The sequence below is a fragment of the Pseudomonas monteilii genome, from assembly GCA_001534745.1.
Taxonomy (GTDB): Bacteria; Pseudomonadota; Gammaproteobacteria; order Pseudomonadales; family Pseudomonadaceae; genus Aquipseudomonas; species Aquipseudomonas alabamensis.
The window spans coordinates 284,808-309,408 of the sequence record CP013997.1; the positions used below are offsets into that span (position 1 = coordinate 284,808).

The window sequence follows — 24,601 nt, forward strand, 5'->3', positions numbered from 1 at the left end:
CCGATGAGCCGAGCACCGGATACCTGGATCCTGACTGCCGACTGCCCAAGCACGCTCGGCACCGTCGACGTGGTGACGCGTTTTCTGCACGAGCAGCAGTGCTATGTCACGGAGCACCATTCGTTCGACGACCGGCTGTCCGGCCGCTTCTTCATCCGCGTGGAATTCCGCCAGCCTGCCGGTTTCGACGAGGCCGCGTTCCGCGCGGGCCTCGGCGAGCGCAGTGCGGGCTTTGGCATGGGCTTCGAACTGACCGCCCCGGATCACCGCCCCAAGGTGGTGATCATGGTGTCCAAGGCCGACCACTGCCTGAACGACCTGCTGTACCGGCAACGCATCGGCCAGCTGGGCATGGACGTGGTCGCGGTGATCTCCAATCACCCCGACCTCGAACCCCTGGCCCAGTGGCACAAGATTCCCTATCACCACTTTCCGCTCGACCCCAAGGACAAGCCCGGGCAAGAGCGCAGGGTGCTCAAGGTCATCGAAGAGACCGGCGCCGAACTCGTGATCCTCGCCCGCTACATGCAGGTGCTGTCACCCGAGCTGTGCCGTCGGCTTGACGGCTGGGCGATCAACATCCATCACTCGCTGTTGCCAGGCTTCAAGGGCGCCAAGCCCTACCATCAGGCCTACAACAAGGGCGTGAAGATGGTCGGCGCCACGGCCCACTACATCAACAACGACCTGGACGAAGGCCCGATCATCGCCCAGGGCGTCGAGACCGTGGACCACAGCGACTACCCCGAGGACCTGATCGCCAAGGGCCGCGACATCGAATGCCTGACGCTGGCGCGAGCGGTGGGGTATCACATCGAGAAGCGCGTGTTCCTCAATGCCAATCGGACGGTGGTTCTGTAGGCGGTAGCGTCCAGGTCTGTATTGACGGGGCGGGGCGATGTGTCGCTTGCGGGACATGGATCCGTGCAGGCTTGCCATGGAGGCTGTGCCGACGCCATCGCGGGCAAGCCCGCTCCCACAGGGGCCGGTCCGACGTCCCGGCAGTATCGCTTCTGCATGCGCTGTAAACGCCTGTACCACACGGGTGGGGCTGCGGGTGTGGGAGCGGGCTTGCCCGCGATGGCAGTCGTGCCGACAGCCGTGCGGTGACAGGCCGCCCCTCCCTCTGAAGGCTGACACTCTCACAGCTGCCGGTCCCGCGCTCCGGCAAGTCAGCCTGCCCATGCGCTGCGATGGCCTGTACCACCCCGGTGGGTCTACGGGTGTGGGAGCGGGCTTGCCCGCGATGGCGATCATGCCGACAACCGTGCAGTGGCAGGCCGACGTGTCCCATTGAAGGCTGACGCTCCAAAGCAAGTCACTGTCGTTCCCAGTCACCGTCCCCCCCTTCCGACAAGACCACAATGGACCGCACCAATGCGCGGCCCTGTACGCCTTTGCGCCGTGGCAGACGTCCCTCCACGGCATCCGCAACATCTGTCGCCCATGAAGGGCGGCGCTTCAACCACCGCTGCATAACTAGAATTCAAGCGAGGTAAGAGCATGTCAGGCAATCGTGGAGTGGTGTATCTCGGCGCCGGCAAGGTCGAGGTGCAGAAGATCGACTACCCGAAAATGCAGGACCCACGTGGCAAGAAAATCGAGCACGGGGTGATCCTCAAGGTGGTCTCCACCAACATCTGCGGCTCCGACCAGCACATGGTCCGCGGCCGCACCACTGCCCAGGTCGGCCTGGTCCTGGGTCACGAAATCACCGGTGAAATCGTCGAGAAGGGCAGCGACGTCGAGCGCATGCAGATCGGCGACCTGGTCTCGGTGCCGTTCAACGTTGCCTGCGGCCGTTGTCGCTCCTGCAAGGAAATGCACACCGGTGTCTGCCTCACCGTCAACCCGGCCCGCGCCGGGGGCGCCTACGGCTATGTGGACATGGGTGACTGGACCGGCGGCCAGGCCGAATACGTGCTGGTGCCGTACGCCGACTTCAACCTGCTGAAACTGCCCGAGCGCGACAAGGCCATGGAAAAGATCCGTGACCTGACCTGCTTGTCCGACATCCTGCCGACCGGCTACCACGGCGCCGTGACCGCGGGCGTCGGCCCAGGCAGCACCGTCTACGTCGCCGGTGCCGGTCCGGTCGGCCTGGCCGCTGCCGCCTCGGCTCGCCTCCTGGGCGCCGCCTGCGTGATCGTCGGCGACCTCAACCCGGCTCGTCTGGCCCACGCCAAGTCGCAAGGCTTTGAAGTGGTCGACCTGTCCAAGGACACCCCGCTGCACGAGCAGATCGTCGACATCCTCGGCGAGCCGGAAGTGGACTGCGCGGTCGATGCCGTCGGCTTCGAGGCCCGTGGCCATGGCCATGAAGGCGCCAAGCACGAAGCCCCGGCCACGGTGCTGAACTCGCTGATGCAAGTGACCCGCGTGGCCGGCAGCATCGGTATCCCGGGCCTGTACGTGACCGAGGACCCGGGCGCATCGGATGCCGCCGCCAAGATCGGCGCCCTGAGCATCCGCTTCGGCCTGGGCTGGGCCAAGTCGCACAGCTTCCACACCGGCCAGACCCCTACCATGAAATACAACCGTCAGCTGATGCAGGCGATCATGTGGGACCGGATCAACATCGCCGAGGTGGTGGGCGTGCAGGTGATCAACCTCGACCAGGCACCGCAAGGCTATGGCGAGTTCGATGCCGGGGTGCCGAAGAAATTCGTGATCGACCCGCACAAGATGTGGGGCGCGGCGTGATGCCGTGAGGTGACGTCACGAAGAGCCCCTCGCATCGAGGGGCTTTTTCATGGCTGCTCGTCTGGGTGTTGCACGACGAGGACCGAGCCTTTGTCGTCGGTGGCCAGCAGGCCGTTGGTTCGGGGGGCGTTGGCGCTCACTTCAGCCAACGGCTGTTCTGCAGTGCGGAAGATAGTGCGATGCTGACCGCCCTGACTCACGGTGATCAGCTTGCCGGCTTGATAGAAGAAAAGCGAGCAGTTCGAGGCTTTGCTCATGATTCAAATTCCCATTGGGCTAGGTGAAGGGAGACTGCATGGAGTCTATTCTGAGCGCCCGTAGGGATTTTGATACTGGCAGAAATGACAGTTCATGGGCTGCTGTGATCTCTGTGGGGTTTCGTACAGCTTTGCCAAGAATTTCAGCCAACCTTGTCGGCGATTATAGTTACAGCAGTTTTCGAACTAAGTCTACGGTCACGTTGAAGACATGATTTTTCGTCTTAATTATAAAGCAGGCCTCGGATGCGGTCGCGATGTTGCCGAATGTTCTCTAGGTTTCGAGTTAAATAGTCAGGAACAGAAATTCCAGTTCTGCGCATTGCTCTGATGTTTCTTCTGATTCTTTCGGCCCTAGCCGATTCCTCTTGGAGCTCAGTCCGATATCTTTCAACCCGTTCGGGAGGGAGCGAAGTTTTTATGTGAGGGCGAGCAGGAAGTCTTTCATACTTTGGTGGGGGCGGTGGTTCTATACGTGCACCGGAAGGAGTCAACGTTGGAACTACTGCGCGCGTATGGCCTTTGGGTAACCGCCTGGAATAGGGGGGGAGGTGACCTGGATTATAATTGGGTGGCGAAACAGGAGATGAAAAGGCGTGAGGACTCGACGAGAAGTAGGGGGGCGCGTCCATTGAAGAAGGCGTGATGACATGAGCTGGGCTATCGAGGTTCATCAGGAGTTGTGAACGTGTTTGCATTTTTGGTTTCAAACGTCTCAAGACTCGAACGCTAGCTTTGAAATGGCCTGTAGGGTCAGTGTAATTAGTGGGATCGCCGTTGTTGTAACTGTAGGTGTTAAGACCTCCTGCGCCAAAAGGAGCTAGGATGTCTGGTGCGGTATAACGCATTAAGGCCGCGCTGTACGGTCTATACCCTGCACCTAATATATATAGCCCTGTAAGAAGATCAAGGGGTTCGCCATTAAATGACAGCAGGCTTGATTTGTCGAAGCAAAGAGGCGTGTAGCCATAGGTTGTATAATTATGTGTGAGATTATTTGTCATTGGAAAGTACCGTTAAGTCCCAAGGGTTACGGGCTTAGTCTCCAGTGTTTGGGAAAAATAGTGATGGCGCTACTGGCAGAAATGTCAGGAGGCGTTATCACGGCTACGCGTTTCGGTGGCCCCGTCATGACCGGTCTGAAGAAAAACCTTGAAGGTTTAAGGGGGCACTCATCTCCGGGGGCATGTTGGCCGACAGGAGGCCACAAAACCAATTTCAGGTACTTATAGCCCAGGCCAGCCTAATCAATGCCCTAGTGTGGTGTTTCAGAAGTATCACTAAACATTTGGTCTATGCTCTCTAGACGTTCACTATCCAGGGTATCGACCGTGGAAAAGACCTTCAAGCTTTCTACTGATCCGTTGTTTGTCGACAAGGTGCACGACAGCGTTGGGCTTTACTTGAACCCACCCGAACGAGCCTTGGTGCTGTGCGTCGATGAGAAGAGTCAGATCCAAGCATTAAACCGCACGCAGCCCGGCTTACCGCTTTCCCCCGGTAACCCTGCAACCCGCACATATAACCACAAACGACACGGTTGGAGTTATTTCGCGGGTTGAGCTCAGCATGGCACATCTGGCTTCGTGTAGTTCAAATGTGGAAGCCTTGAGCACGTATTTATTGTGGAGATCATTCAAATCCTTCAGAAACTCTGCTTCGAAGGATCTAGCCATCAAGCGTGTGGGTGGCGTCGGTAACGTGAGCTCGGGCCCCTGTTTGGGTAACCGGAGCACAGGCGGTTTCTTCAAAGGGTACAGGAAAAATGTCCCGTAGGATCGGTGCGATTTACAGGGTCTCCTGAACAGTAGGCGTAGGTATTTATGCCGTCATCACCAGAAAGACTCAGGCTGTCAGGTGAAATGAAGTGCATTGATTGAGTGTCGTAAGCTCTAAAGCTCAGTATAGAGAGCGTCGTCACGGGGCGTGGGTGTTCTCCGTTGAATCCAATCAGGTGTTCTGTTGATTGGATTGTTGTGGGGAAGCCATAAGTTAAGTAAGCATGCGTGCCATAGGTATTCATGCGACTTTGCTCGCTGTCAGAGAAACCGTTGTTTTCTCTCTGTCACCACGCCCGTGTCTCGCTATGTTTATTACTTGCGCATGGCGGAACTGGCAGAAATGAAAGGTGGCAGGCCAACTCTATACTCGTGCGGTACGCCGACATTCAACCTGCCAAACTGCGGAAAGGCCAGGGAGGCGATCCGTGATCTGCCCGTTCGATATCCCTCCGGCCAGCTACCACGGTGCTGTCGCCGCGAACGTAGGCCTGGGCGGCACCGTCTATGTCGCCGCTGAGGCCCGCCTGCTCGGCGCTGCCGTGGTGATCGTCGGCGACCTAAAGCTGGCGCACCCGGCGCAGCGGTAATCAGGGTCCCTTCCGGATTCCCTCAAGTGCTTGATTCAACATATCAACGCGTTGCATTGCTTTTTTTACCTGCCCGGTTAATTGCGAAAAACTGTTTGCTTCAGCTGTGCGCCCGAGGTTTAGATCTTTCCGACGTTTCAGCTGGGAATAGGCATACTCAAGTTGTTCTTTAAGGAGGCTAAGCTCTTTTTGAGCTTCTCTTCTGTGGGACAATAAGGTTTTTTCTATACTTTCCGTCTGCAGGTTGCGGCCACTGGTTGCTTGACGACTGCCTTCTGAGAGCCGTTGACCTGAGGACCGTTCTGGAAGCGGTCTTGTGCGTGTAGTGACAGGTGATTGCTCTTGGGAAGTGAACTTCTTTAAAACAGGCGGTGGGGTTTTGCCTTTAGGTGTTCTTAGGCGTAAACGGTTAGCCGCGCCCTTGAAAAAGCTCCGAATGAATTGCGGAACGTTTCCAGAGGGATCCATTTTATTGATGGGGTCATTATTGCAGTAAGCATATGCATTAAGCCCGCCTTGGTCAAATGGACTAAGTAGGTCAGGGCTGGAGAAACGAAAAAGTGTCGGATGGTAGGTCCGATTTCCGTTGCCCAATGCGTAGGTTCTTGTCAGAGGGTCAAGGCGTTGCCCGTTAAATGCGAGTATCGCTGTTGACTGTCCTGCTTCAAAAAAACCATAGGCTGCGTAAGTCGTCTTGTCAGGCACTTTGTTGAGAACAGAGTTGGCTTGGTCAACGTGCAGTATGTGAGCGGCCTTACCTGGATCGAGTTGCGCTATGACAGTGGTGTGTGATCGCACTATGTGGCGAATACCTTTATCAGAAAGCTCAGTTGCCAAGTGGCCAGCTTGGTAAAAGAGCATAGTATCTCCTTCCGGCGGCGTTCCCGATGTGGTGGCCAGGGCGCTCAGGCGTGGGGGGTGTTTTTCATTATGGGTCGTCATGACGTCGAGGCTCATGAAGCGAGAGAAGGCTTTCAATCTGCACGACCGCGCACGTGGCCACAACTGACACATTTGCCAGGTAATGGTTACTGAAACGTCTCGTCATCCAAGCCCTTCCGACTCGACAGGTTCGCCCGGTGAACGCATTGACGTTAATGGCTAAGCGGGTATCTGGACAGCCGCACGACAGGCATGGGGTATCGGAAAGGCGTTGGACACGGGATGGAGGCCGCAGCGATTTGGGCAAGACGTTCAAAGTGCTTGAGGCGGGTGTCGGAACGGTCAAATTTGCGCCATTGATCCTGCACGATCTGGAGCAGCAAGGGATTACCAACCCGCTGTTGCAGACCCTAGAGAGTGTTCAAACGACCCCGTTCTGATGGGGTTACCTCGGCCTTAGGCAGGGTGGGCGAGCCTTTGGACAAGACAGCCACAACACTTGACTCTGACCAATGCCCTGGGCAATGTCGAAAACCGCGCCGACCTGGACACGGCGTTCTAGGCGCTGGGATGCATATTGAAATGATCGGTCAGTTCGCGCCCTTGATCCTTCAGTCTTTAAGACAGCAGGGCATTGGCGGACCGCTGCTGCAAAGCCTGGGTTCCTTGTGGACGACACCGGCTGCCGTGCCGTCCGTGTAATCCTCGGCCAACGCCAGTGTCAGTGGGCCAGACGCATCTCTGAACGCAACGCCTCAATGCGTTCGTCCTTTTCCAGCCACAGCCGATTGACCCACGCCTGCACCCTCTGTCGAAACACCGGATCCTCTTCATAATCCCCTGCCCACAACGCAGAATCCAGCTCACGTACCTGGATATCTACGATCACCCGCGAAATGCTGCCGTCGAGCAACGCCCAAAACCCCGGCGCCTTGTCGCCGGGATAGACGACCGTCACGTCCAGCAACGCATCGAGCTGCTCTCCCATGGCCGCCAGCACGAACGCCACGCCGCCTGCCTTGGGTTTAAGCAGATGACGGTAGGGCGACTGCTGCTCCCGGTGCTTGGCCTGGGTGAAACGGGTACCTTCAAGGTAATTGACCACGGTCACCGGCTGACGCTTGAACAGCTCGCAGGCGGCCTTGGTGATCTCAAGATCCTTGCCCTTGAGTTCCGGATGCTTTTCCAGGAAGGCCTTGCTGTAGCGCTTCATGAACGGATAGTCCAGACCCCACCAGGCCAGCCCCAGCAGAGGTACCCAGATCAGCTCCTTCTTCAGGAAGAACTTGAAGAACGGCGTGCGGCGGTTGAGGCTTTCCATCAGCGCCGGGATGTCCACCCAACTCTGATGGTTGCTAACGCACAGGTAGGAAGTATCCGTTCGCAGGTTGTCGATGCCGCGGATGTCCCAGCGGGTCGGGATGCACGCGGCGAAGATCCGCTTGTCGATCTCGGCCCAGGTTTCGGCCACCCACATGACCGCGCGCGAGGCCCAGTCGCGGCCACGGGCCGGCAGCACCAGCTTGAGCACGGCGAAGAACAGCAAGGGGCAAATCAATACCAGTGTGTTGAGCAACAGCAGGGTGGCCACGAGGATGCCGGTGAACAGGCGACGCATAGGGAAACTCTTGTGGTCTGAGCAGGGGGCCATGATAAGCATGCCATTGCGCCCCGCCAAATGTGTCGGGCCGGGCGGCGCGAACAAATGTTTCACATTGTGTTGGCTAGAGTCGCAGGCCGTTGCCAGGAGCCGTTGAAACATCGACGTGCGATTGGCGTCCAACCGGTACTGTCGAATCAGGAGCCTTGCCCGTGAAACCCATGCTTGCCTTGCTGTGCACCTTGTCTCTGCCCGTCATGGCGGCGGACCCCATGCTCTATGGGCGCTACGAACACGTCGGCCTGCCGGAACTCGGCGAAACCCTCAAGGCCAAGATGGACACCGGTGCCTGGACCGCCTCGCTGTCGGCCAAGGACATCGAGCGCTTCAGCCGCAATGGCGACGACTGGGTACGCTTCCGCCTGGCGACCCCGGACGCCGACGGCAAGGTCTACGAGCACAAGCTGGCGCGCATCAGCAAGATCAAGAGCCGCGCCGACGAGGACGACGAAGGCGAGGCGGCCGGTTTCGCCAAGCGGCCGGTGATCGACCTGGACCTGTGCCTGGGCAACGTCAAGCGCACCGTCGAGGTGAACCTCACCGACCGCAGCAGCTTCGACTACCCGCTGCTGATCGGCGCCAAGGCCCTGCGCGAGTTCAAGGCGGCCATCGACCCGGCGCAGCGTTACACCGCGGACAAGCCGGACTGCTGAGAGAAGGGCTGCAAGTCGTACGCTGCAAGCTAGAAGCTAGAAGCCGTAACCAGTAGGATTCCAGCGCACATCCATACGCCTGCTTCCAGCTTGCAGTTCGCCGCCCGAGATCCTCATGCCCCACATCCTCATCGTCGAAGACGAAGCCGCCATCGCCGACACGTTGGTCTACGCCTTGCAGGCCGATGGCCACAGCACCGACTGGGTCACCCTGGGCGGCGCGGCGCTCGAGCGGCTGCGCCTACAGCCGGCGGACCTGGTGATTCTCGACATCGGCCTGCCTGACATCAGCGGGTTCGAGACGTGTCGGCAGTTGCGTCGGTTTTCCGAGGTGCCGGTGATGTTCCTCAGCGCACGCGATGGCGAAATCGATCGGGTGGTGGGGCTGGAGATCGGGGCCGACGATTATGTCGTCAAGCCGTTTAGCCCGCGCGAAGTGACGGCGCGGGTACGGGCGATTCTCAAGCGCATGGCGCCACGGGTCGAGCCGGTGGAGGCCGCAGCGGCATTTCAGGTGGACATCCTGCGCATGCAGATCCACTACCGGGGGCAGCCGTTGTCGCTGACGCGCCATGAGTTTCGCCTGCTGCACTGCCTGTTGGCGCAACCGCAGCGGGTGTTCAGTCGCGAGCAACTGCTCGACGCGCTCGGGGTGGCCTCCGATGTCGGCTACGAGCGAACCATCGACAGCCACATCAAGAGCCTGCGTGCCAAGCTGCGCCAGGTCGCCGCGCACGCCGAGCCGATCCAGACCCACCGCGGCCTGGGCTACAGCTACAGCCCGGACCAGGCCTGATGCGCCTGGGGATACGGATTTTCCTGGTGTACTTCCTGTTCGTCGGCCTGGCCGGCTACTTTCTGCTCAATACCGTGCGTGAGCAGATCCGCCCGGTGGTCCGCCAGTCCTCCGAAGAAACCTTGGTGGACACCGCCAACCTGCTGGCGGAAATCCTGCACGATGACGTCAAGGCCGGCACCTTGGGCCAGAGTCGCCTACCCGAAGTGCTCAAGGCCTATGGCCTGCGCAGCCCTGGCGCGCAGATCTGGGGGTTGACCAAGCATCAGGTCAGCCACCGCATCTACGTCACCGACGCCCACGGCATCGTGCTGCTCGACTCCAGTGGTCAGGCGCTCGGCCAGGACTACTCGCGCTGGAACGACGTCTACCTGACCTTGCGGGGCCAGTATGGCGCGCGCTCCACGCGCAGTGTCGAGGCAGACGAGAGCACCTCGGTCATGCATGTGGCCGCACCCATCCTGGATGAAGGCCGCATCATTGGCGTGGTCACCGTGGCCAAGCCCAACAGCTCTTTGCAGCCCTACATCGACCGTTCCGAACGACGTCTGCTGACCCTCGGGCTGGGCGTGATCGTCATGGGCCTGCTGGTCGGGGCAGCCTTGTCCTGGTGGCTGGCGCGTGCCCTGCGCAAACTGGCCCGTTACGCCCAGGCGGTCAGCGAGGGCGAACGTGCCGCGCTGCCGTTCTACAAGGGGGGCGAGCTGGCGCACCTGGCCGGTGCCGTCGAGCGCATGCGCACGCAGCTCGAGGGCAAGGCGTACGTCGAGCGTTACGTCCACACCCTGACCCATGAGCTGAAAAGCCCGCTGGCCGCGATCCGTGGCGCCGCGGAGCTGCTGCAGGGAGAGATGCCGGCCGAGCAGCGGGCGAAGTTCGCCGCCAACGTGGAGCGCGAGAGCGAACGCGTGCAGCAGATGATCGAACGCCTGCTCGACCTGGCCAAGGTCGAGCAGATGCAGGCGTTGGACGACGAACAGCATGTGGACATCGCGGCACTGGTCGATGAGCTGTTGATGGCCCAGGCGAGTCGCCTGGCGGCTGCGGATATCCAGGTGCGCCAGGGGCTGCCGATGCGCCGCGTGCTGTGCGACCCCTTCCTGATGCGTCAGGCCCTGGCCAATCTGCTGGACAATGCCCTGGACTTCACGCCTCCGGGCGGCGCTCTGACGTTCGACCTGACACACGAGGGCGAACGGGTGGCGCTGAGCGTGTTCAACCAGGGGGAGGCGATTCCGGACTACGCCATCGGCCGGGTTGCCGAGCGGTTCTACTCACTGCCTCGTCCCGGCAGCGGGCGCAAGAGCACCGGCCTGGGGCTCAACTTCGTGGCCGAGGTGATGCACCTGCATGGCGGCGCCCTGGCCGTGGACAATGTCGAGGGCGGAGTGCGCGTGCAGCTGTGGCTGCCGGCGCGACGCTTCGGCTAAGCCTGCACGGGTCGAGCTTCCTGCAACTTCACACACACACCACACAGGCTCCTCGAAGCCTCCACACAGCCTGCGCACACTGCCTCCATTGCCACAGGAGGCCCCATGAACAAGACCCTTGCTTTCAAGCTTGGCACCATTGCCCTGCTGACGTTGCTGCTGCTGATTCCGCTGCTCATGATCGGTGGCCTGATCGGCGAACGCCAACGTCTGCGCGACAGCGTGGTGCAGAACATTGCCCAGAGCGCCAGCTTCGACCAACGCATCAGCGGCCCGCTGCTGGTGGTGCCATACCGCAAGCTGCAACGCCGCTGGATCGACAAGGACGGCCAGCGTGTGCAGGACGTCAGCACGGTCGCCGGGCAGCTCTACATCCTGCCCGAGACCTTCGCCGCCGACCTGAACGTGGACACGGAACAGCGGGCGCGTGGCATCTACCAGGCACGGCTGTTCCACGCCAAGGGGCACCTGGGCGGCAGCTTCCGGTTGCCGGCGCGCTGGGGCATCGACAAGGATTTCGAAGACTACCGCTTCGACACGCCACGTCTGGTGGTCGGCATCAGCGACATTCGTGGGATCGAGAATGCCCTGCAACTGACCGTCGACGGCAAGGCCCAGACCTTCGAGGCCGGCACCGGACTGGACTGGCTACGCGACGGGGTGCAGGTGGCCTTGCCCCAGCTCGAGGATCCGGTCGCCCGTGAGTTCGAGTACGGTTTTGACCTGGCGTTGCAGGGCACGGGGCAGTTGCAGCTCCTGCCGGTCGGACGCACCAGCCGTGTCGACCTGCGCGCCAGCTGGCCGCACCCGAGCTTCATCGGCAGCTACCTGCCCAACCGCCATGCGATCGACGACAACGGCTTCACCGCGCACTGGCAGACGTCCTTCTTCGCCACCAACCTCGAAGACGCCTTGCAACAATGCGCCATGAACGGGCAGTGCGAGGCCTTCGGCGAGCGCACCTTCGGCGTGAGTTTCGTCGACCCGGTCGACCAGTACCTGAAAAGCGAACGCGCCATCAAGTACGCCCTGCTGTTCATCGCGCTGACCTTCGCCGGTTTCTTCCTGTTCGAGGTGCTCAGGAACCTCAGTGTCCACCCGGTGCAGTACATCCTGGTCGGCACGGCCCTGGCCTTCTTCTACCTGCTGTTGCTGTCGTTGTCCGAGCATCTGGGCTTCGGGCTGGCGTATGGCCTGTCGGCGACGGCCTGCGTGGCGCTGATCGGGTTCTACCTGAGCCATGTGTTGCACAGCGCGGCCCGCGGTGTCGGCTTCGCGGCGGGGTTGGCGGCGCTGTACGCCTTGCTTTACGGGCTGCTCAGTGCCGAGGATTACGCCCTGCTGATGGGGTCGCTGCTGTGCTTCGGTTTGCTGGGCGTGTTCATGGTTCTCACGCGCCGGCTCGACTGGGCGCGGGTGGGGCGGCCGACATGAGGGAGGATAAAGCGATCGGGCGTTGGCTGGCGCAGCGGGTTGGGCAGTTGTTCGGTACGACGCCGCAGCTACACGCTACAAGCAGAGCGACGTAGAGACTTGCGCGGTAGGCATCCGGTCCGGCGGCGCCGACATCGCGGGCAAGCCCGCTCCCACAGAGGGCTGTGCCAGCCCGACGAATTGGCGCTGCGAGCGACCGATCCATCGAGCTGATACATGCCCGAAGCAGGACCTTGTGGGAGCGGGCTTGCCCGCGATGCAGACGCCGAGGAGGGAGCAGTGCTCTCAGGCCGTCGGCACCGTGGCACGCATGGACGGCCGTTGGGCGACCTCGGCATACCAGGCCGCCAGCCCCGGTTGTCGCTCACGCCAGCCGAACCCAGGCTGGCGCAGATCCAGGTAGCCCAGGGCACAGGCCACGCCGATGGCGGCGATGTCGAATGCCGAAGCCAGCTCGGCCAGGTGTGCCTGCTCGAAGTCGGCCAGGGCGCGCTGGATCTTCTGCGTCTGCGCCTCTGTCCAGCCGTCCCAGCGCTTGTCCTCGGGACGCAGAAAGGTCTCGTAGCGGGTCGAGACCGCCGCATCCAGTACGCCGTCGGCCTGGGACGCCAGGGTCAGCCGCCGCCAACGGGCGGCGCCTTCGCGTGGAATCAGAGGGTGGCCGACATGCTGCTGGTCCAGGTACTCGCAGATCACCCGGCTGTCATGCAGCACGGTGCCATCGGCCAGGCGCAGGGCCGGGATCTTGCCGAGCGGGTTGTCCTGGTTGAGCGTTTCGTCACCGTTGACCGGGCTGATGTTCACACCCTGCAGGGTGACCCGGTCCTGCTGCCCGGTCTCGTGCAGCAAGACCATGACCTTGCGCACGAACGGCGACAAGGGCGAGTGGAACAGTGTCATGCCGCTCATCGCCGGCTCCTCAGTTGCCCTGCAGGCTCGGTGGCAAGCAGACACCGGTGCCGCCGATGCCGCAGTAGCCGTTGGGGTTCTTGGCCAGGTACTGCTGGTGGTAGGCCTCGGCGAAGTACACGGTCGGCGCCTGGTCGATCTCGGTGGTGATCGCGCCGAAACCAGCCTTGTCCAGTTCGGCCTGGTACTCGGCCTGGCTCGCCTTGGCCTGTTCCAGCTGCTCAGGGCTGGTGCAGTAGATCACCGAGCGGTACTGGGTGCCGACGTCGTTGCCCTGACGCATGCCCTGGGTCGGGTTGTGCAGTTCCCAGAACATCGCCAGCAGTTCGCGGTAGCTGACCTTGGCCTTGTCGAACACCACCAGCACCACTTCGGTGTGGCCGGTCAGGCCCGAGCAGACTTCCTCGTAGGTCGGGTTCGGGGTGAAGCCGCCCGCGTAGCCCACCACGGTGCTGACCACGCCGTCGCGCTGCCAGAAGCGGCGCTCGGCGCCCCAGAAGCAGCCCAGGCCGAAGATGGCGAAGTCGACATCCTCGAAGAACGGGCCGAGCAGGGGGGTGTCCTTGAACACGTAGTGGAACTCGGGCAGGGCCATCGGCGTTTCACGGCCAGGGAGCGCCTGCTCCGCGGTAGGCAGGACGTTTTTGTTCACCAGGATTTCAGAACGCAGGACCATGGCCATACCTCTTGAGTCGGTCGAAAGGGAAGATCCCTAGTGTGCCCGAGAGTCGCGCGGCTGTCAGGTCGCCGGGCCACGGGGATAGCGTGTGAGGCGCTCGACCAGTTCGCGGCCTGGAATCGGCTTGTCGAACAGATAGCCTTGGCCGACATCGCAGCGATGACGCCGCAGGAACGCCAGTTGCGCCGCCGTCTCGATGCCTTCGGCCACGACCTTGAGCTTGAGGTTATGGGCCATGGCGATCACCGCCGAGGTGATTTCCATGTCGTCCTGGTTGTCGGGAATCTCGCTGATGAAGCTGCGATCGATCTTGAGGATGTCGATCGGGAATTTCTTCAGGTAGCTCAGGGATGAGTACCCGGTACCGAAATCGTCCATCGCCAGGTTCAGCCCCAGCTCCTTGAGCTGTTCGAGCTGGCGCCGGGTGTCGTCGGTGGCTTCCAGCAGCAGGCCCTCGGTCAGTTCCAGCTCCAGCAGATGAGCCGGCAGGGCCTGCTCCTGGAGGATGCCCGCGATCGAGCTGACCAGCTCAGGGTCGGAGAACTGCTTCGGCGAAAGGTTGATGGCCACATGCAAGTCGCCCATGCCCGCCGCGCTCAGGCGCTTGCTCATGGCGCACGACTCGCGCACCACCCACTTGCCGATGGGGATGATCAGGCCGGTTTCCTCGGCCACGCTGATGAACTGGTCCGGACGGATCATGCCGCGCTCGGGGTGGTTCCAGCGCAGCAAGGCCTCCAGGCCCAGCAACCGACCGCTGCGCAGGCACAGCTTGGGTTGGTAGAAGACTTCCAGCTCGTCCTGGGTCAGGGCGCGGCGCAGGTTGTTCTCGACGAACAGCTTGTAGCTGGCCTCTGCGTTGAGCACTTCGGTGAACACCTGCACCTGGTGCTTGCCGTTGGCCTTTGCCTTGTGCAGCGCCAGGCCGGCGTTCTTCATCAAGGTCTGCGGGTCACGGCCGTGCAGCGGCGCGCAGGCCAGCCCGACCGAGGCGGTGACGTTGATCAGCTGGTTGTCGACGAACATCGGCTTGTCGAGGGTATGCAGCAGGCGTTGGGCGATGTGCTGGCCGTCTTCCAGGGCCGTGTCGTCGAGCAGCACGGCGAACTCGTTGCTGGCAAAGCGCGCCAGGCACCCACTGTCGTCCAGGCTGTTGCGCAGGCGCCGGGCCAGGCTGACCAGCAGCTTGTCCCCGGCATGATGGCCGAGGCTGTCGTTGATGCGCTTGAAGTTGTCGATGTCCACGAACAGCAGGCAGATCAGGCTGTCGCCATCGCGCGCGAAGCGCTCGTCGAGGCAGCGGATGAACGCCGGCCGGTTGCCCAGGCTGGTGAGGTTGTCGGTGTAGGCCAGACGCTCGATGCGCTGCTGGGCCAGCTTGCTCTGGGTGATGTCTTCGTAGATGCCGATGTAGTGGGTCAGCTCGCGGTTGTCGCCATAGACCTTGGAGATCGACAACTGGCCCCAGTAAGGCTCCAGGCTCTTGCGGCGGCTCTTGAACTCGCCCTGCCAGCTGTTGCCGATGGCCAGGGTGGAAGGGGAATCGAACAGCAGCTCGCTGAGGTTTGCCAGCGCCGGCAGCTCAGCCAGGTGATGGCCCTGCACTTCCTCGGTGCTGTACTGCGTGATGGCCGTGAAGCTCGGGTTCACATACTCGACCACGCCCTCGCGGTTGACCAGCAGGAAGGCGCTGGCGCTCTGTTCCACCGCCCGCTGGAACAGGTGCAAGGCACTGGTCGCGGTGCGCCGATTCTGGCTGGTGATGACCTGGGCGACCTGATCGGCCAGCTCGCCGGCGAAGGCAATCTCGTCGGCCTGCCAGGTGCGTGGACCGCTGGTCTGCTCCAGGCACAGCACGCCTACCACCTGGCCGTCGATGCGAATGCCTGCGTCCAGCAGGGCATTGTTGCCGGTCGGGTACAGGCCATCGACCAGGTCCCGCGTGCGCGGATCGTGGCTGGCGTTGTGCGCATCGATGGCCCGGCTGGCGTGCAGGGCATCGAGGTAGTCGGGAAAATGGGCAATGTCGAGCGGCTCGGGCAGCACGTGCTGCTGCTCGTCCTGGTACCAGGCGGAAATCGGCTCCAGCCGCTGGTCGACCAGGTGCCACAGGCTGGCGCGGTCGACCCGGTAGATCTCGCAGGCACTGCGGGTGATCAGTTCGGCCGCTTCGCGCAAGGGATTCACGGCGCTGTAGCGCTGGCGCGCCAGGCGCAGGATCAGGTTCTGCTGGGCCTGCACGCGCTCGAGGTGCTCGAGCTGTGCCTGCTGCACGCTCTGGTTGGCCAGCAAGGCGCGCTCCAGGTGCGTGTTGCGGCTTTCCAGGTCGAGGGCATCAAGGTCCGGATCGGCAATCGACGTGTCGTCGAGCACGGTCAGGTAACCGCGCAACATCTGCCGGGTCGCCTGACGGAATGCCTCGCCCGCTTCCAGCACGCGCAGGATCCGGTCGTCCAGGTGCAGGGTATAGCGCACCTGGTAGTGGGGCCGGTGCGCCAGTTGCAGCTGGATGTCGTCATGCAGCCGGTAACGGGCTTCGGGCTCCATCAGGCTGGCGAACGGCGAGCCGACCAGGGCGCACAGTTCGGCAGCGGGCTGGCCCAGGGCACGCTCGCACGCGGGGTCGAGGTAGAGGAGCGCCCAACTGGCTTCGTTGAGCCGCTCGAAACGCAGCATGCCGAGCCGGGAGGGCACGGGCAACTGCGTGACGACCTCGGCCACCACGCGGCTGATGGCATCGGGTTGGCTTTTCATCGAAGACTCGCTCGGACAAGGCAATGGGCGCGGAATACGGTTCATCGACGGCGCGTTCAGCAAGGTTGCATCATGCCCCATGGACTGGCAAGCGGCCATAGAGGCCTGCAGGCAGTTTATCGGTCGAAGACGGGAAGTCTGAAGGGTTCAGACGAGGCGTTAGGAGGGAAATGGCCCCAGACGCAGAGGTGACGGTGTCCGAGACGGACCGGGTCGCACCTGCAGGCCCCGTGCGTGGCGGGGCCCCGGTGTGAGACACCAGCGCCGCTCTCCTGGCGAGGACAGCGGCGAAGGGGGTTACAGCAGCAGCGTGCGGATGTCCGCCAGCAGGTCACCCAGGCGCTTGGTGAAGCGCGCGGCAGCGGCGCCGTTGATCACACGGTGATCGTAGGACAGCGACAGCGGCAGCATCAGCTTGGGCTGGAAGGCCTTGCCGTCCCAGACCGGCTGCATGGTGGCCTTGGACACCCCGAGGATCGCCACTTCCGGCGCGTTGACGATCGGCGTGAAGCCGGTGCCGCCAATGTGCCCGAGGCTGGAGATCGTGAAGCAGGCGCCCTGCATGTCGTCGGCGGCCAGCTTCTTGGTACGGGCTTTTTCGGCCAGTGCCGCCGCTTCGCCGGCCAGTTGCAGCAGGCTCTTCTGGTCGACGTTCTTGATCACCGGGACCAGCAGACCATCCGGGGTGTCCACGGCGAAGCCGATGTTGACGTACTTCTTGCGGATGATCGCCTTGCCGCTCGGGGCCAGCGAACTGTTGAAGTCCGGCAGTTCCTTGAGCAGGTGGGCACAGGCCTTGAGCAGCAGCGGCAGCACGGTGAGCTTGACGCCGGCCTTCTCGGCCACGGCCTTCTGCGCCACGCGGAAAGCTTCGAGCTCGGTGATGTCGGCCGAGTCGAACTGGGTCACGTGCGGCACGTTCAGCCAGCTGCGGTGCAGGTTGGCGGCACCGACCTGCATCAGGCGGGTCAGGGCGACTTCCTCGACTTCGCCGAAACGGCTGAAATCGACGGCCGGGATCGGCGGAATGCCCGCACTACCGGTCGCGCCTGCAGCAGCCGGCGCTTCCTTGGCCTTCTGCATCATGGACTTGACGTACGCCTGTACGTCTTCCTTGAGGATGCGACCGTGTGGACCGGAGGCGCTGACGGCGCCCAGCTCGACGCCGAACTCACGGGCCAGCTGGCGTACCGCCGGGCCTGCATGGACCTTGGCGTTGTTGCCAGCGGCGGGTGCAGCAGGCGCAGCAGCCGGTTTCTCGGCAGCCGGCGCAGGGGCGGCGGCCTTTTCAGGCGCGGCGGCTGGCGCAGGTGCCTCGGCCTTGGCCGGGGCCGGCTTCTCGGCCGCCTGCGCTGGCGCGGCGCCAGCGATCTTGAGCTTGAGGATCAGATCGCCCGTGCCGACTTCGTCGTCGAGCTTGGCGATCACTTCCTCGACCACACCGGCGGCCGGAGACGGGATCTCCATGGAGGCCTTGTCAGACTCCAGGGTGATCAGCGACTGGTCGGCTTCGACGGTGTCACCGGCCTTGACCAGCATCTCGATGATCTTGGCCTTGCCCGACGAACCGATGTCCGGCACGTGGATGTCCTGCACGCTGGAGCCCGCGGCAGGCGCAGGTTCAGCGGCAGCCGGCTGAGCCGGGGCGGCTGGTTTTTCCTCGGCAGCGGGCGCGGCGGCCGGCTTGTCCTCGGCAGCAGGCGCCTCGGACGCCGCGTCGGCGCCCTCGGCTTCCAGTTCCAGCAGTTCGTCGCCTTCCTTGAGGGTGTCGCCCAGCTTCACCTTCAGGGACTTGATCACACCGGCCTTGGGGGCCGGAATTTCCATGGAAGCCTTGTCGGATTCCAGGGTCAGCAGGCTCTGGTCAGCCTCGATGCGATCGCCGACCTTGACGAACAGCTCGATGACTTCACCTTCACCGCTGCCGATGTCAGGTACGCGAATGAGTTCGCTCACAAAAAATCTCCTCAGCAGTCCAGTGGGTTGCGCTTGTCCGGGTCGATGCCGAACTTGGTGATGGCCTCGGCCACCACGCTCGGTTCGATCTCGCCGCGATCGGCCAAGGCTTCCAGAGCGGCCAGCACCACGAAGTGACGGTCGACTTCGAAGAAGTGACGCAGCTTCTTGCGGCTGTCGCTGCGACCGAAGCCATCGGTGCCCAGCACCTTGAACTCCTGGCTCGGTACCCACTGGCGAATCTGTTCGGCGAACAGCTTCATGTAGTCGGTAGAGGCGATGACCGGGCCCTTGCGGCCGCCCAGGCACTGCTCGACGTAGGTCTTCTGCGGGGTCTGGCCCGGCTTGAGACGGTTGGCGCGTTCCACGGCCAGGCCGTCACGACGCAGTTCGTTGAAGCTGGTGACGCTCCAGACGTCGGCACCGACGTTGTACTCCTCGCGCAGGATCTTGGCCGCTTCGCGGACTTCGCGCAGGATGGTGCCCGAACCCAGCAGCTGCACATGGTGCGCGGCTTCGCGGGTGTCTTCCTCGAGCAGGTACATGCCCTTGACGATGCCTTCCTCGGCGCCGGCCGGGATGGCAGGCTGCTGGTAGGACTCGTTCATCACGGTGATGTAGTAGAAGACGTCCTGTTGCTCTTCGGTCATCTTCTTCATGCCGTCCTGGATGATCACCGCCAGCTCGTAGCCGTAGGTCGGATCATAGGTGCGGCAGTTCGGGATGGTCGCGGCCAGCATGTGGCTGTGACCGTCTTCGTGCTGCAGGCCTTCACCGTTGAGGGTGGTACGGCCGGCGGTGCCGCCGATCAGGAAGCCACGGGTACGGCTGTCGCCAGCGGCCCAGGCCAGGTCACCGATACGCTGGAAGCCGAACATCGAGTAGAAGATGTAGAACGGCAGCATCGGCTGGTTGTGGCTGCTGTACGAAGTACCGGCGGCGATGAACGACGACATGGCGCCAGCTTCGTTGATGCCTTCCTCGAGGATCTGGCCCTTCTTGTCCTCGCGGTAGAACATGACCTGGTCCTTGTCGACCGGATCGTACAGCTGGCCGACGGAGGAGTAGATGCCCAGCTGACGGAACATGCCTTCCATGCCGAAGGTACGCGCTTCGTCAGGGATGATCGGCACGATGCGCTGACCGATTTCCTTGTCCTTGACCAGCTGCGCGAGGATTCGCACGAAGGCCATGGTGGTGGAGATTTCGCGGTCGCCCGAGCCGTCGAGGATGGCCTTGAGGGTGTCCAGCGGCGGCGTCGGGATGCTGAAGCTCTTGGCGCGACGCTGGGGCACGAAGCCACCCAGGGCTTCGCGACGCTTGGCCAGGTACTTGGCCTCGGCGCTGTCGGCTTCCGGACGGAAGAACGGCAGGTTCTCGAGGTCGGCATCCTTCACCGGAATGTCGAAGCGGTCGCGGAATTTGCGCAGGCTGTCGACATCGACCTTCTTGGTGTTGTGCGCGGTGTTCTTGGCTTCGCCTGCACCGGTGCCGTAACCCTTGATGGTCTTGGCCAGGATGACGGTGGGCTGTTCCTTGTGGTTGACCGCCTGGTGGTAGGCCGCATAGACCTTGTACGGGTCGTGGCCACCACGGTTGAGCTTCCACACTTCCTCGTCGGACAGGTCTTCGACCATGGCCTTGAGTTCGGGCGTGTTGAAGAAGTGCTCACGGACGAACGCACCGTCCTTGGCCTTGTAGTTCTGGTACTCGCCGTCGATGACTTCGTCCATGCGGCGCTGCAGGGCACCGTTGGTGTCCTTGGCCAGCAGTGGGTCCCAGAAGCGGCCCCAGACGACCTTGTTGACGTTCCAGCCACCGCCACGGAACACGCCTTCGAGTTCCTGGATGATCTTGCCGTTGCCGCGCACCGGGCCGTCCAGACGCTGCAGGTTGCAGTTGATCACGAAGATCAGGTTGTCCAGCTTCTCGCGGCCGGCCAGGGAGATGGCGCCCAGGGATTCCGGCTCGTCGCACTCGCCGTCGCCCATGAAGCACCAGACCTTCTGCTTGCCGGCCGGGATGAAACCGCGCGCTTCCAGGTACTTCATGAAGCGTGCCTGGTAGATCGCCTGGATCGGGCCCAGGCCCATGGACACGGTCGGGAACTGCCAGAAGTCCGGCATCAGCCACGGGTGCGGGTACGACGACAGGCCGTTGCCGTCCACTTCCTGGCGGAAGTTGTTCATCTGGTCTTCGCTGATGCGGCCTTCGAGGAAGGCACGGGCGTAGATGCCCGGCGAGGCGTGACCTTGATAGAAGATCAGGTCGCCGCCATGTTCTTCGGTCGGGGCCTGGAAGAAGTAGTTGAAGCCGATGTCGTACAGCGTCGCGCTGGAGGCGAAGCTCGAAATGTGACCACCCAGGTCCGAATCTTTCAGGTTGGTGCGCATGACCATGGCCAGGGCGTTCCAACGTACCATCGAGCGGATGCGGCGTTCCATGAACAGGTCGCCAGGCATGCGCGCTTCGTGGGTGACAGGGATGGTGTTGCGGTATGGCGTGGTGATGGCATACGGCAGCTGCGAACCACTACGGGTGGCCAGCTCGCCCATGCGGGTCATCAGGTAGTGAGCGCGGTCTTCGCCTTCTTTGTCGATGACCGACTCCAAGGCATCCAGCCATTCCTGGGTTTCGACGGGATCGAGGTCTTGCATGGCTTGCTCCAGGGCGGAAAGGCAACCAGAATCGATTGCCTGAGTTTGCGACTGGCCTTTTGGGCAGACGTCGTGAATTCTTGGGGCGCCGTGCAGTGCGCCGGCGTCGTGTAGTTTTACTACAAACGGCCATGTATTTCATGCTTTTGCGCCGAAGGGGGGACAGCGGCGCGACGCACGCGTGGCTTCTGGCCACTTCACACGTTGTGAACTAAAACGATACCGCTAAGAAAAAATAGCGAGATACCGAAGAATGCTTCGCTCTTATTGCCCTAAAAGCCAAGACGAAGCTATTTAACGCTTTTGTACGACAGTCCGATCATCGGTCGGACGGCCGCATCTGCCGCCACGCGTTTTCACACGCCGATCAAGGATAGCCCATGCGTCTGCCTTTGCCGCCCCAACTTCCCGCCATTCTCCAGCCCCTGGTCACTCGCAACCGACAGGCCCTGGACGACGCCTTGGCCGCCCATCTCGAGGCGGCGGGGCATGCCTTCAGCGAGGCGCGGCGTCGCCAGTTCGACCAGGTCGCGGCCGCCAGCGAGTTTGTGCTCGACCAGAGTCTGCGCGAGCCGGGCATGGTCTGCGAGCTGCTGGCCAGCGGTGAACTGGAGCGCGCCTTGGCGCCGGGCGAGTTGCGTGAGCGCATCGCCACTGCGGCAGCGGCGGCAGACAGCGAAGACGCCCTGGCGCGCCAGTTGCGCCGCGAGCGCAACCGCCAGCAGGTGCGCATCATCTGGCGCGACATCACCCGCCAGGCCGATCTGGCGCAGACCTGCCGTGACCTGTCCGACCTGGCCGATGCGTCGATCGACCTGGCCTACCACTGGCTGTATCCGCGCCACTGCCAGCAGTTCGGCACCCCGATCGGCCGCAGCGGCGCGCCGCAGCACATGGTGGTGCTGGGCATGGGCAAGCTGGGCGCCGTGGAACTGAACCTGTCTTCGGACATCGACCTGATCTTCGCCTTCCCCGAAGGTGGGGAGACCGAAGGCGTCAAGCGCCCGCTGGACAATCAGGAGTTCTTCACCCGTTTGGGACAGCGCCTGATCAAGGCGCTCGACCCGGTCACCGTCGACGGCTTCGTGTTCCGCGTCGACATGCGCCTGCGGCCCTATGGCTCGGCGGGCGCCCTGGTGCTGAGCTTCAATGCCCTGGAGCACTACTATCAGGACCAGGGTCGCGACTGGGAACGCTACGCCATGATCAAGGCGCGTGTGGTGGCGGGTGACCAGGACAGCGGCGCGCAGCTGCAGGCGATGCTGCGGCCTTTCGTCTATCGCCGCTACCTGGACTTCTCGGCCATCGAGGCGCTGCGCACCATGAAGCAGCTGATCCAGCAGGAGGTGCGGCGCAAGGGCATGGCCGACAACATCAAGCTCGGCTCCGGCGGCATCCGCGAGGTCGAGTTCATCGCTCAGGCCTTCCAGCTGATCCATGGCGGACGCGACCTGAGCCTGCAGCAGCGGCCGTTGCTCAAGGTGCTGGCCACGCTCGAAGGGCAGGGCTATCTGCCCCCGGCGGTCGTGACCGAGCTGCGCGACGGGTACCAGTTCCTGCGTTATACCGAGCATGCCATCCAGGCTATCGCCGACCGTCAGACCCAGATGCTGCCAGAGGACGAGACCGGCCGCGCCCGGGTCGCCTACATGCTCGGTTTCGACGACTGGGAGACCTTCCACGCGCAGCTCATGCACTGGCGCGGCCGCATCGACTGGCACTTCCGTCAGGTGATCGCCGACCCCGACGAGGACGAGGCCGAAGGGGAGCTGGTGGTCGGCGGCGAATGGTCGCCACTGTGGGAGCAGGTCCAGGACGAAGAGGCGGCCAGCCGCCAGCTGCACGAAGCCGGCTTCGGCCGTCCCGACGAGGCCCTGCGGCGCCTGGCCGGTTTGCGCGCCAGCCCTTCGTTGCGCTCGATGCAGCGCATCGGTCGCGAACGCCTCGACGCCTTTATCCCGCGCCTGCTGGCCCAGGCCGTGGAGCACGCCGACCCGGACCTGGTGCTCGAGCGTGTACTGCCGTTGGTGGAGGCCGTGGCGCGGCGCTCGGCCTATCTGGTGCTGCTGACGGAAAACCCTGGGGCCCTGCGCCGCCTGCTGACCCTGTGCGCGGCCAGCCCGTGGATCGCCGAGCAGATCGCCCGCTACCCGCTGTTGCTCGACGAGCTGCTCAACGAAGGACGGCTGTTCAGCCCGCCCCTGGCGCCCGAACTGGCCTCGGAGCTGCGCGAGCGGTTGACGCGCATTCCCGAGGACGACCTGGAGCAACAGATGGAGGCCCTGCGGCATTTCAAGCTGGCCCACAACCTGCGCGTGGCCGCCTCGGAGATCACCGGCCACCTGCCGCTGATGAAAGTCAGCGACTACCTGACCTGGCTGGCCGAAGCGATCCTCGACCAGGTGCTGGCCCTGGCCTGGCGCCAGACCGTGGCTCGCCACGGGCAGCCCAAGCGTCTCGACGGCAGCCTGTGCGACCCAGGATTCATCATCGTGGGCTACGGCAAGGTCGGCGGAATCGAACTGGGGCACGGCTCGGACCTGGACCTGGTGTTCATCCACGACGGCGACCCGCAGGCCGAAACCGATGGAGCCAAACCGATCGATGGGGCGCAGTTCTTCACCCGCCTGGGGCAACGCATCATCCACCTGCTGACCACCCATACCGCGTCCGGCCAGCTCTACGACGTCGACATGCGCCTGCGGCCGTCGGGGGCTGCCGGCCTGCTGGTCAGTTCGCTCGGGGCATTCGAGCGTTACCAGCAGAAAGAGGCCTGGACCTGGGAGCACCAGGCACTGGTCCGGGCACGCGTGCTGGTCGGCTGTGGCCAGGTCGGCCAGGCGTTCGAGGCGGTGCGGGCCCAGGTACTGGGACAGCCACGGACCCTGGAGACGTTGCGTGGGCAAGTCAGCGAGATGCGCGCCAAGATGCGCGACAACCTCGGTAGCCGCGCCACCGCTGCCGGTACGGCAGCCAACGCGTTCGACGCCGGTCAGCCGTTCGACATCAAGCAGGACGCCGGTGGCATCGTCGACATCGAGTTCATGGTGCAGTACGCCACGCTTGCCTGGTCCCATACGCACCCGGCGCTGCTGCGCTGGACCGACAACGTGCGCCTGCTCGAAGAACTCGAGCAGGCCGGGCTGCTGCCAGCCAGCGATGCCGGGCTGCTGCGCGAAGTCTACAAGGCCTACCGTTCGGCCTCCCACCGGCAGGCCCTGCAGAAGCACCCAGGCGTGATCGATGCAGCGCAGTTCGCCGACGAGCGCCGTCAGGTACGGCGCATCTGGGCGGCGCTGGGGTTGTCGTGACCGGGAGCGGGCGCACGGTGGTACACTGATCGGCATTTAGCCTGAAGAGCACGTGGTGCCTCGGGTGGTCGGCAGCATAGGGCAGGAAGGGGCAACAAGACCGCATGGCGGTCCATCGCGGCACTGGGGCCGCTCCTACAGAGGCCGCAAGG

At 63.1% G+C, this 24,601-nt stretch carries 14 protein-coding genes; 7 read left to right on the forward strand and 7 right to left on the reverse strand.

From position 1 onward, the window contains the following. Positions 1–3 precede the first annotated feature (3 nt). Positions 4–861 (forward strand): formyltetrahydrofolate deformylase, encoded by an 858-nt coding sequence (locus APT63_01315; GenBank protein ID AMA44358.1) that lies wholly within the window; start codon positions 4–6, stop codon positions 859–861. A 642-nt stretch (positions 862–1,503) separates the two neighbouring features. Then, complete coding sequence (locus tag APT63_01320; GenBank protein AMA44359.1) at positions 1,504–2,703, forward strand: aldehyde dismutase; 1,200 nt, start codon at positions 1,504–1,506, stop codon at positions 2,701–2,703. 47 nt (positions 2,704–2,750) lie between these two features. Here the strand turns inward: APT63_01320 and APT63_01325 are convergent, their stop codons facing one another. Both APT63_01325 and APT63_01330 read right to left on the reverse strand, forming a co-directional pair. Then, positions 2,751–2,960: a hypothetical protein gene (locus tag APT63_01325; protein AMA44360.1), complete on the reverse strand. Its 210-nt coding sequence runs from the start codon at positions 2,958–2,960 to the stop codon at positions 2,751–2,753. 3,971 nt (positions 2,961–6,931) lie between these two features. Beyond that, on the reverse strand, positions 6,932–7,828 hold the full coding sequence (locus APT63_01330) for an acyltransferase (GenBank protein ID AMA44361.1): 897 nt from the start codon (positions 7,826–7,828) through the stop codon (positions 6,932–6,934). 194 nt (positions 7,829–8,022) lie between these two features. Here APT63_01330 and APT63_01335 point away from each other — a divergent pair, with 194 nt between their 5' ends. The 4 genes from APT63_01335 (at position 8,023) to APT63_01350 (ending at position 12,183) form a co-directional block, all read left to right on the forward strand. After that, a complete protein-coding gene (locus APT63_01335) occupies positions 8,023–8,523 on the forward strand; it encodes an ATP-dependent zinc protease (GenBank protein ID AMA44362.1) in 501 nt (166 codons plus the stop codon). A 115-nt stretch (positions 8,524–8,638) separates the two neighbouring features. Then, the gene (locus APT63_01340) at positions 8,639–9,319 is read left to right on the forward strand and encodes a two-component system response regulator (protein ID AMA44363.1); all 681 of its coding nucleotides are present in this window, start codon (positions 8,639–8,641) and stop codon (positions 9,317–9,319) included. Beyond that, complete coding sequence (locus APT63_01345) at positions 9,319–10,749, forward strand: histidine kinase (GenBank protein AMA44364.1); 1,431 nt, start codon at positions 9,319–9,321, stop codon at positions 10,747–10,749. Before APT63_01340 ends, APT63_01345 begins: the two co-directional genes overlap by 1 nt. Positions 10,750–10,854: 105 nt before the next feature. After that, on the forward strand, positions 10,855–12,183 hold the full coding sequence (locus APT63_01350) for a hypothetical protein (protein ID AMA44365.1): 1,329 nt from the start codon (positions 10,855–10,857) through the stop codon (positions 12,181–12,183). Between the two features lie 285 nt (positions 12,184–12,468). Here the strand turns inward: APT63_01350 and APT63_01355 are convergent, their stop codons facing one another. The 5 genes from APT63_01355 to aceE all read right to left on the reverse strand — a co-directional run bounded on the left by APT63_01355 (position 12,469) and on the right by aceE (position 21,138). Then, positions 12,469–13,092: a glutathione S-transferase gene (locus tag APT63_01355; GenBank protein ID AMA44366.1), complete on the reverse strand. Its 624-nt coding sequence runs from the start codon at positions 13,090–13,092 to the stop codon at positions 12,469–12,471. Positions 13,093–13,102: 10 nt separating this feature from the next. After that, a complete protein-coding gene (locus APT63_01360) occupies positions 13,103–13,768 on the reverse strand; it encodes a peptide-methionine (S)-S-oxide reductase (GenBank protein ID AMA44367.1) in 666 nt (221 codons plus the stop codon). Positions 13,769–13,831: 63 nt separating this feature from the next. Next, positions 13,832–16,525, reverse strand: coding sequence for a diguanylate cyclase (locus APT63_01365; GenBank protein ID AMA44368.1), 2,694 nt, complete (start codon positions 16,523–16,525; stop codon positions 13,832–13,834). A 297-nt stretch (positions 16,526–16,822) separates the two neighbouring features. Beyond that, positions 16,823–18,481 carry a pyruvate dehydrogenase complex dihydrolipoyllysine-residue acetyltransferase gene (locus tag APT63_01370; GenBank protein AMA44369.1) on the reverse strand — a complete coding sequence of 553 codons (1,659 nt, stop codon included), beginning with the start codon at positions 18,479–18,481 and terminating at the stop codon, positions 16,823–16,825. Between the two features lie 11 nt (positions 18,482–18,492). Next, entirely contained in the window at positions 18,493–21,138 is a 2,646-nt protein-coding gene (gene aceE, locus APT63_01375; protein AMA44370.1) for a pyruvate dehydrogenase, read from the reverse strand. A gap of 380 nt (positions 21,139–21,518) precedes the next feature. Here aceE and APT63_01380 point away from each other — a divergent pair, with 380 nt between their 5' ends. Then, positions 21,519–24,449, forward strand: coding sequence for a bifunctional glutamine synthetase adenylyltransferase/deadenyltransferase (locus tag APT63_01380; GenBank protein AMA44371.1), 2,931 nt, complete (start codon positions 21,519–21,521; stop codon positions 24,447–24,449). The last annotated feature ends 152 nt before the right edge of the window (positions 24,450–24,601 follow it).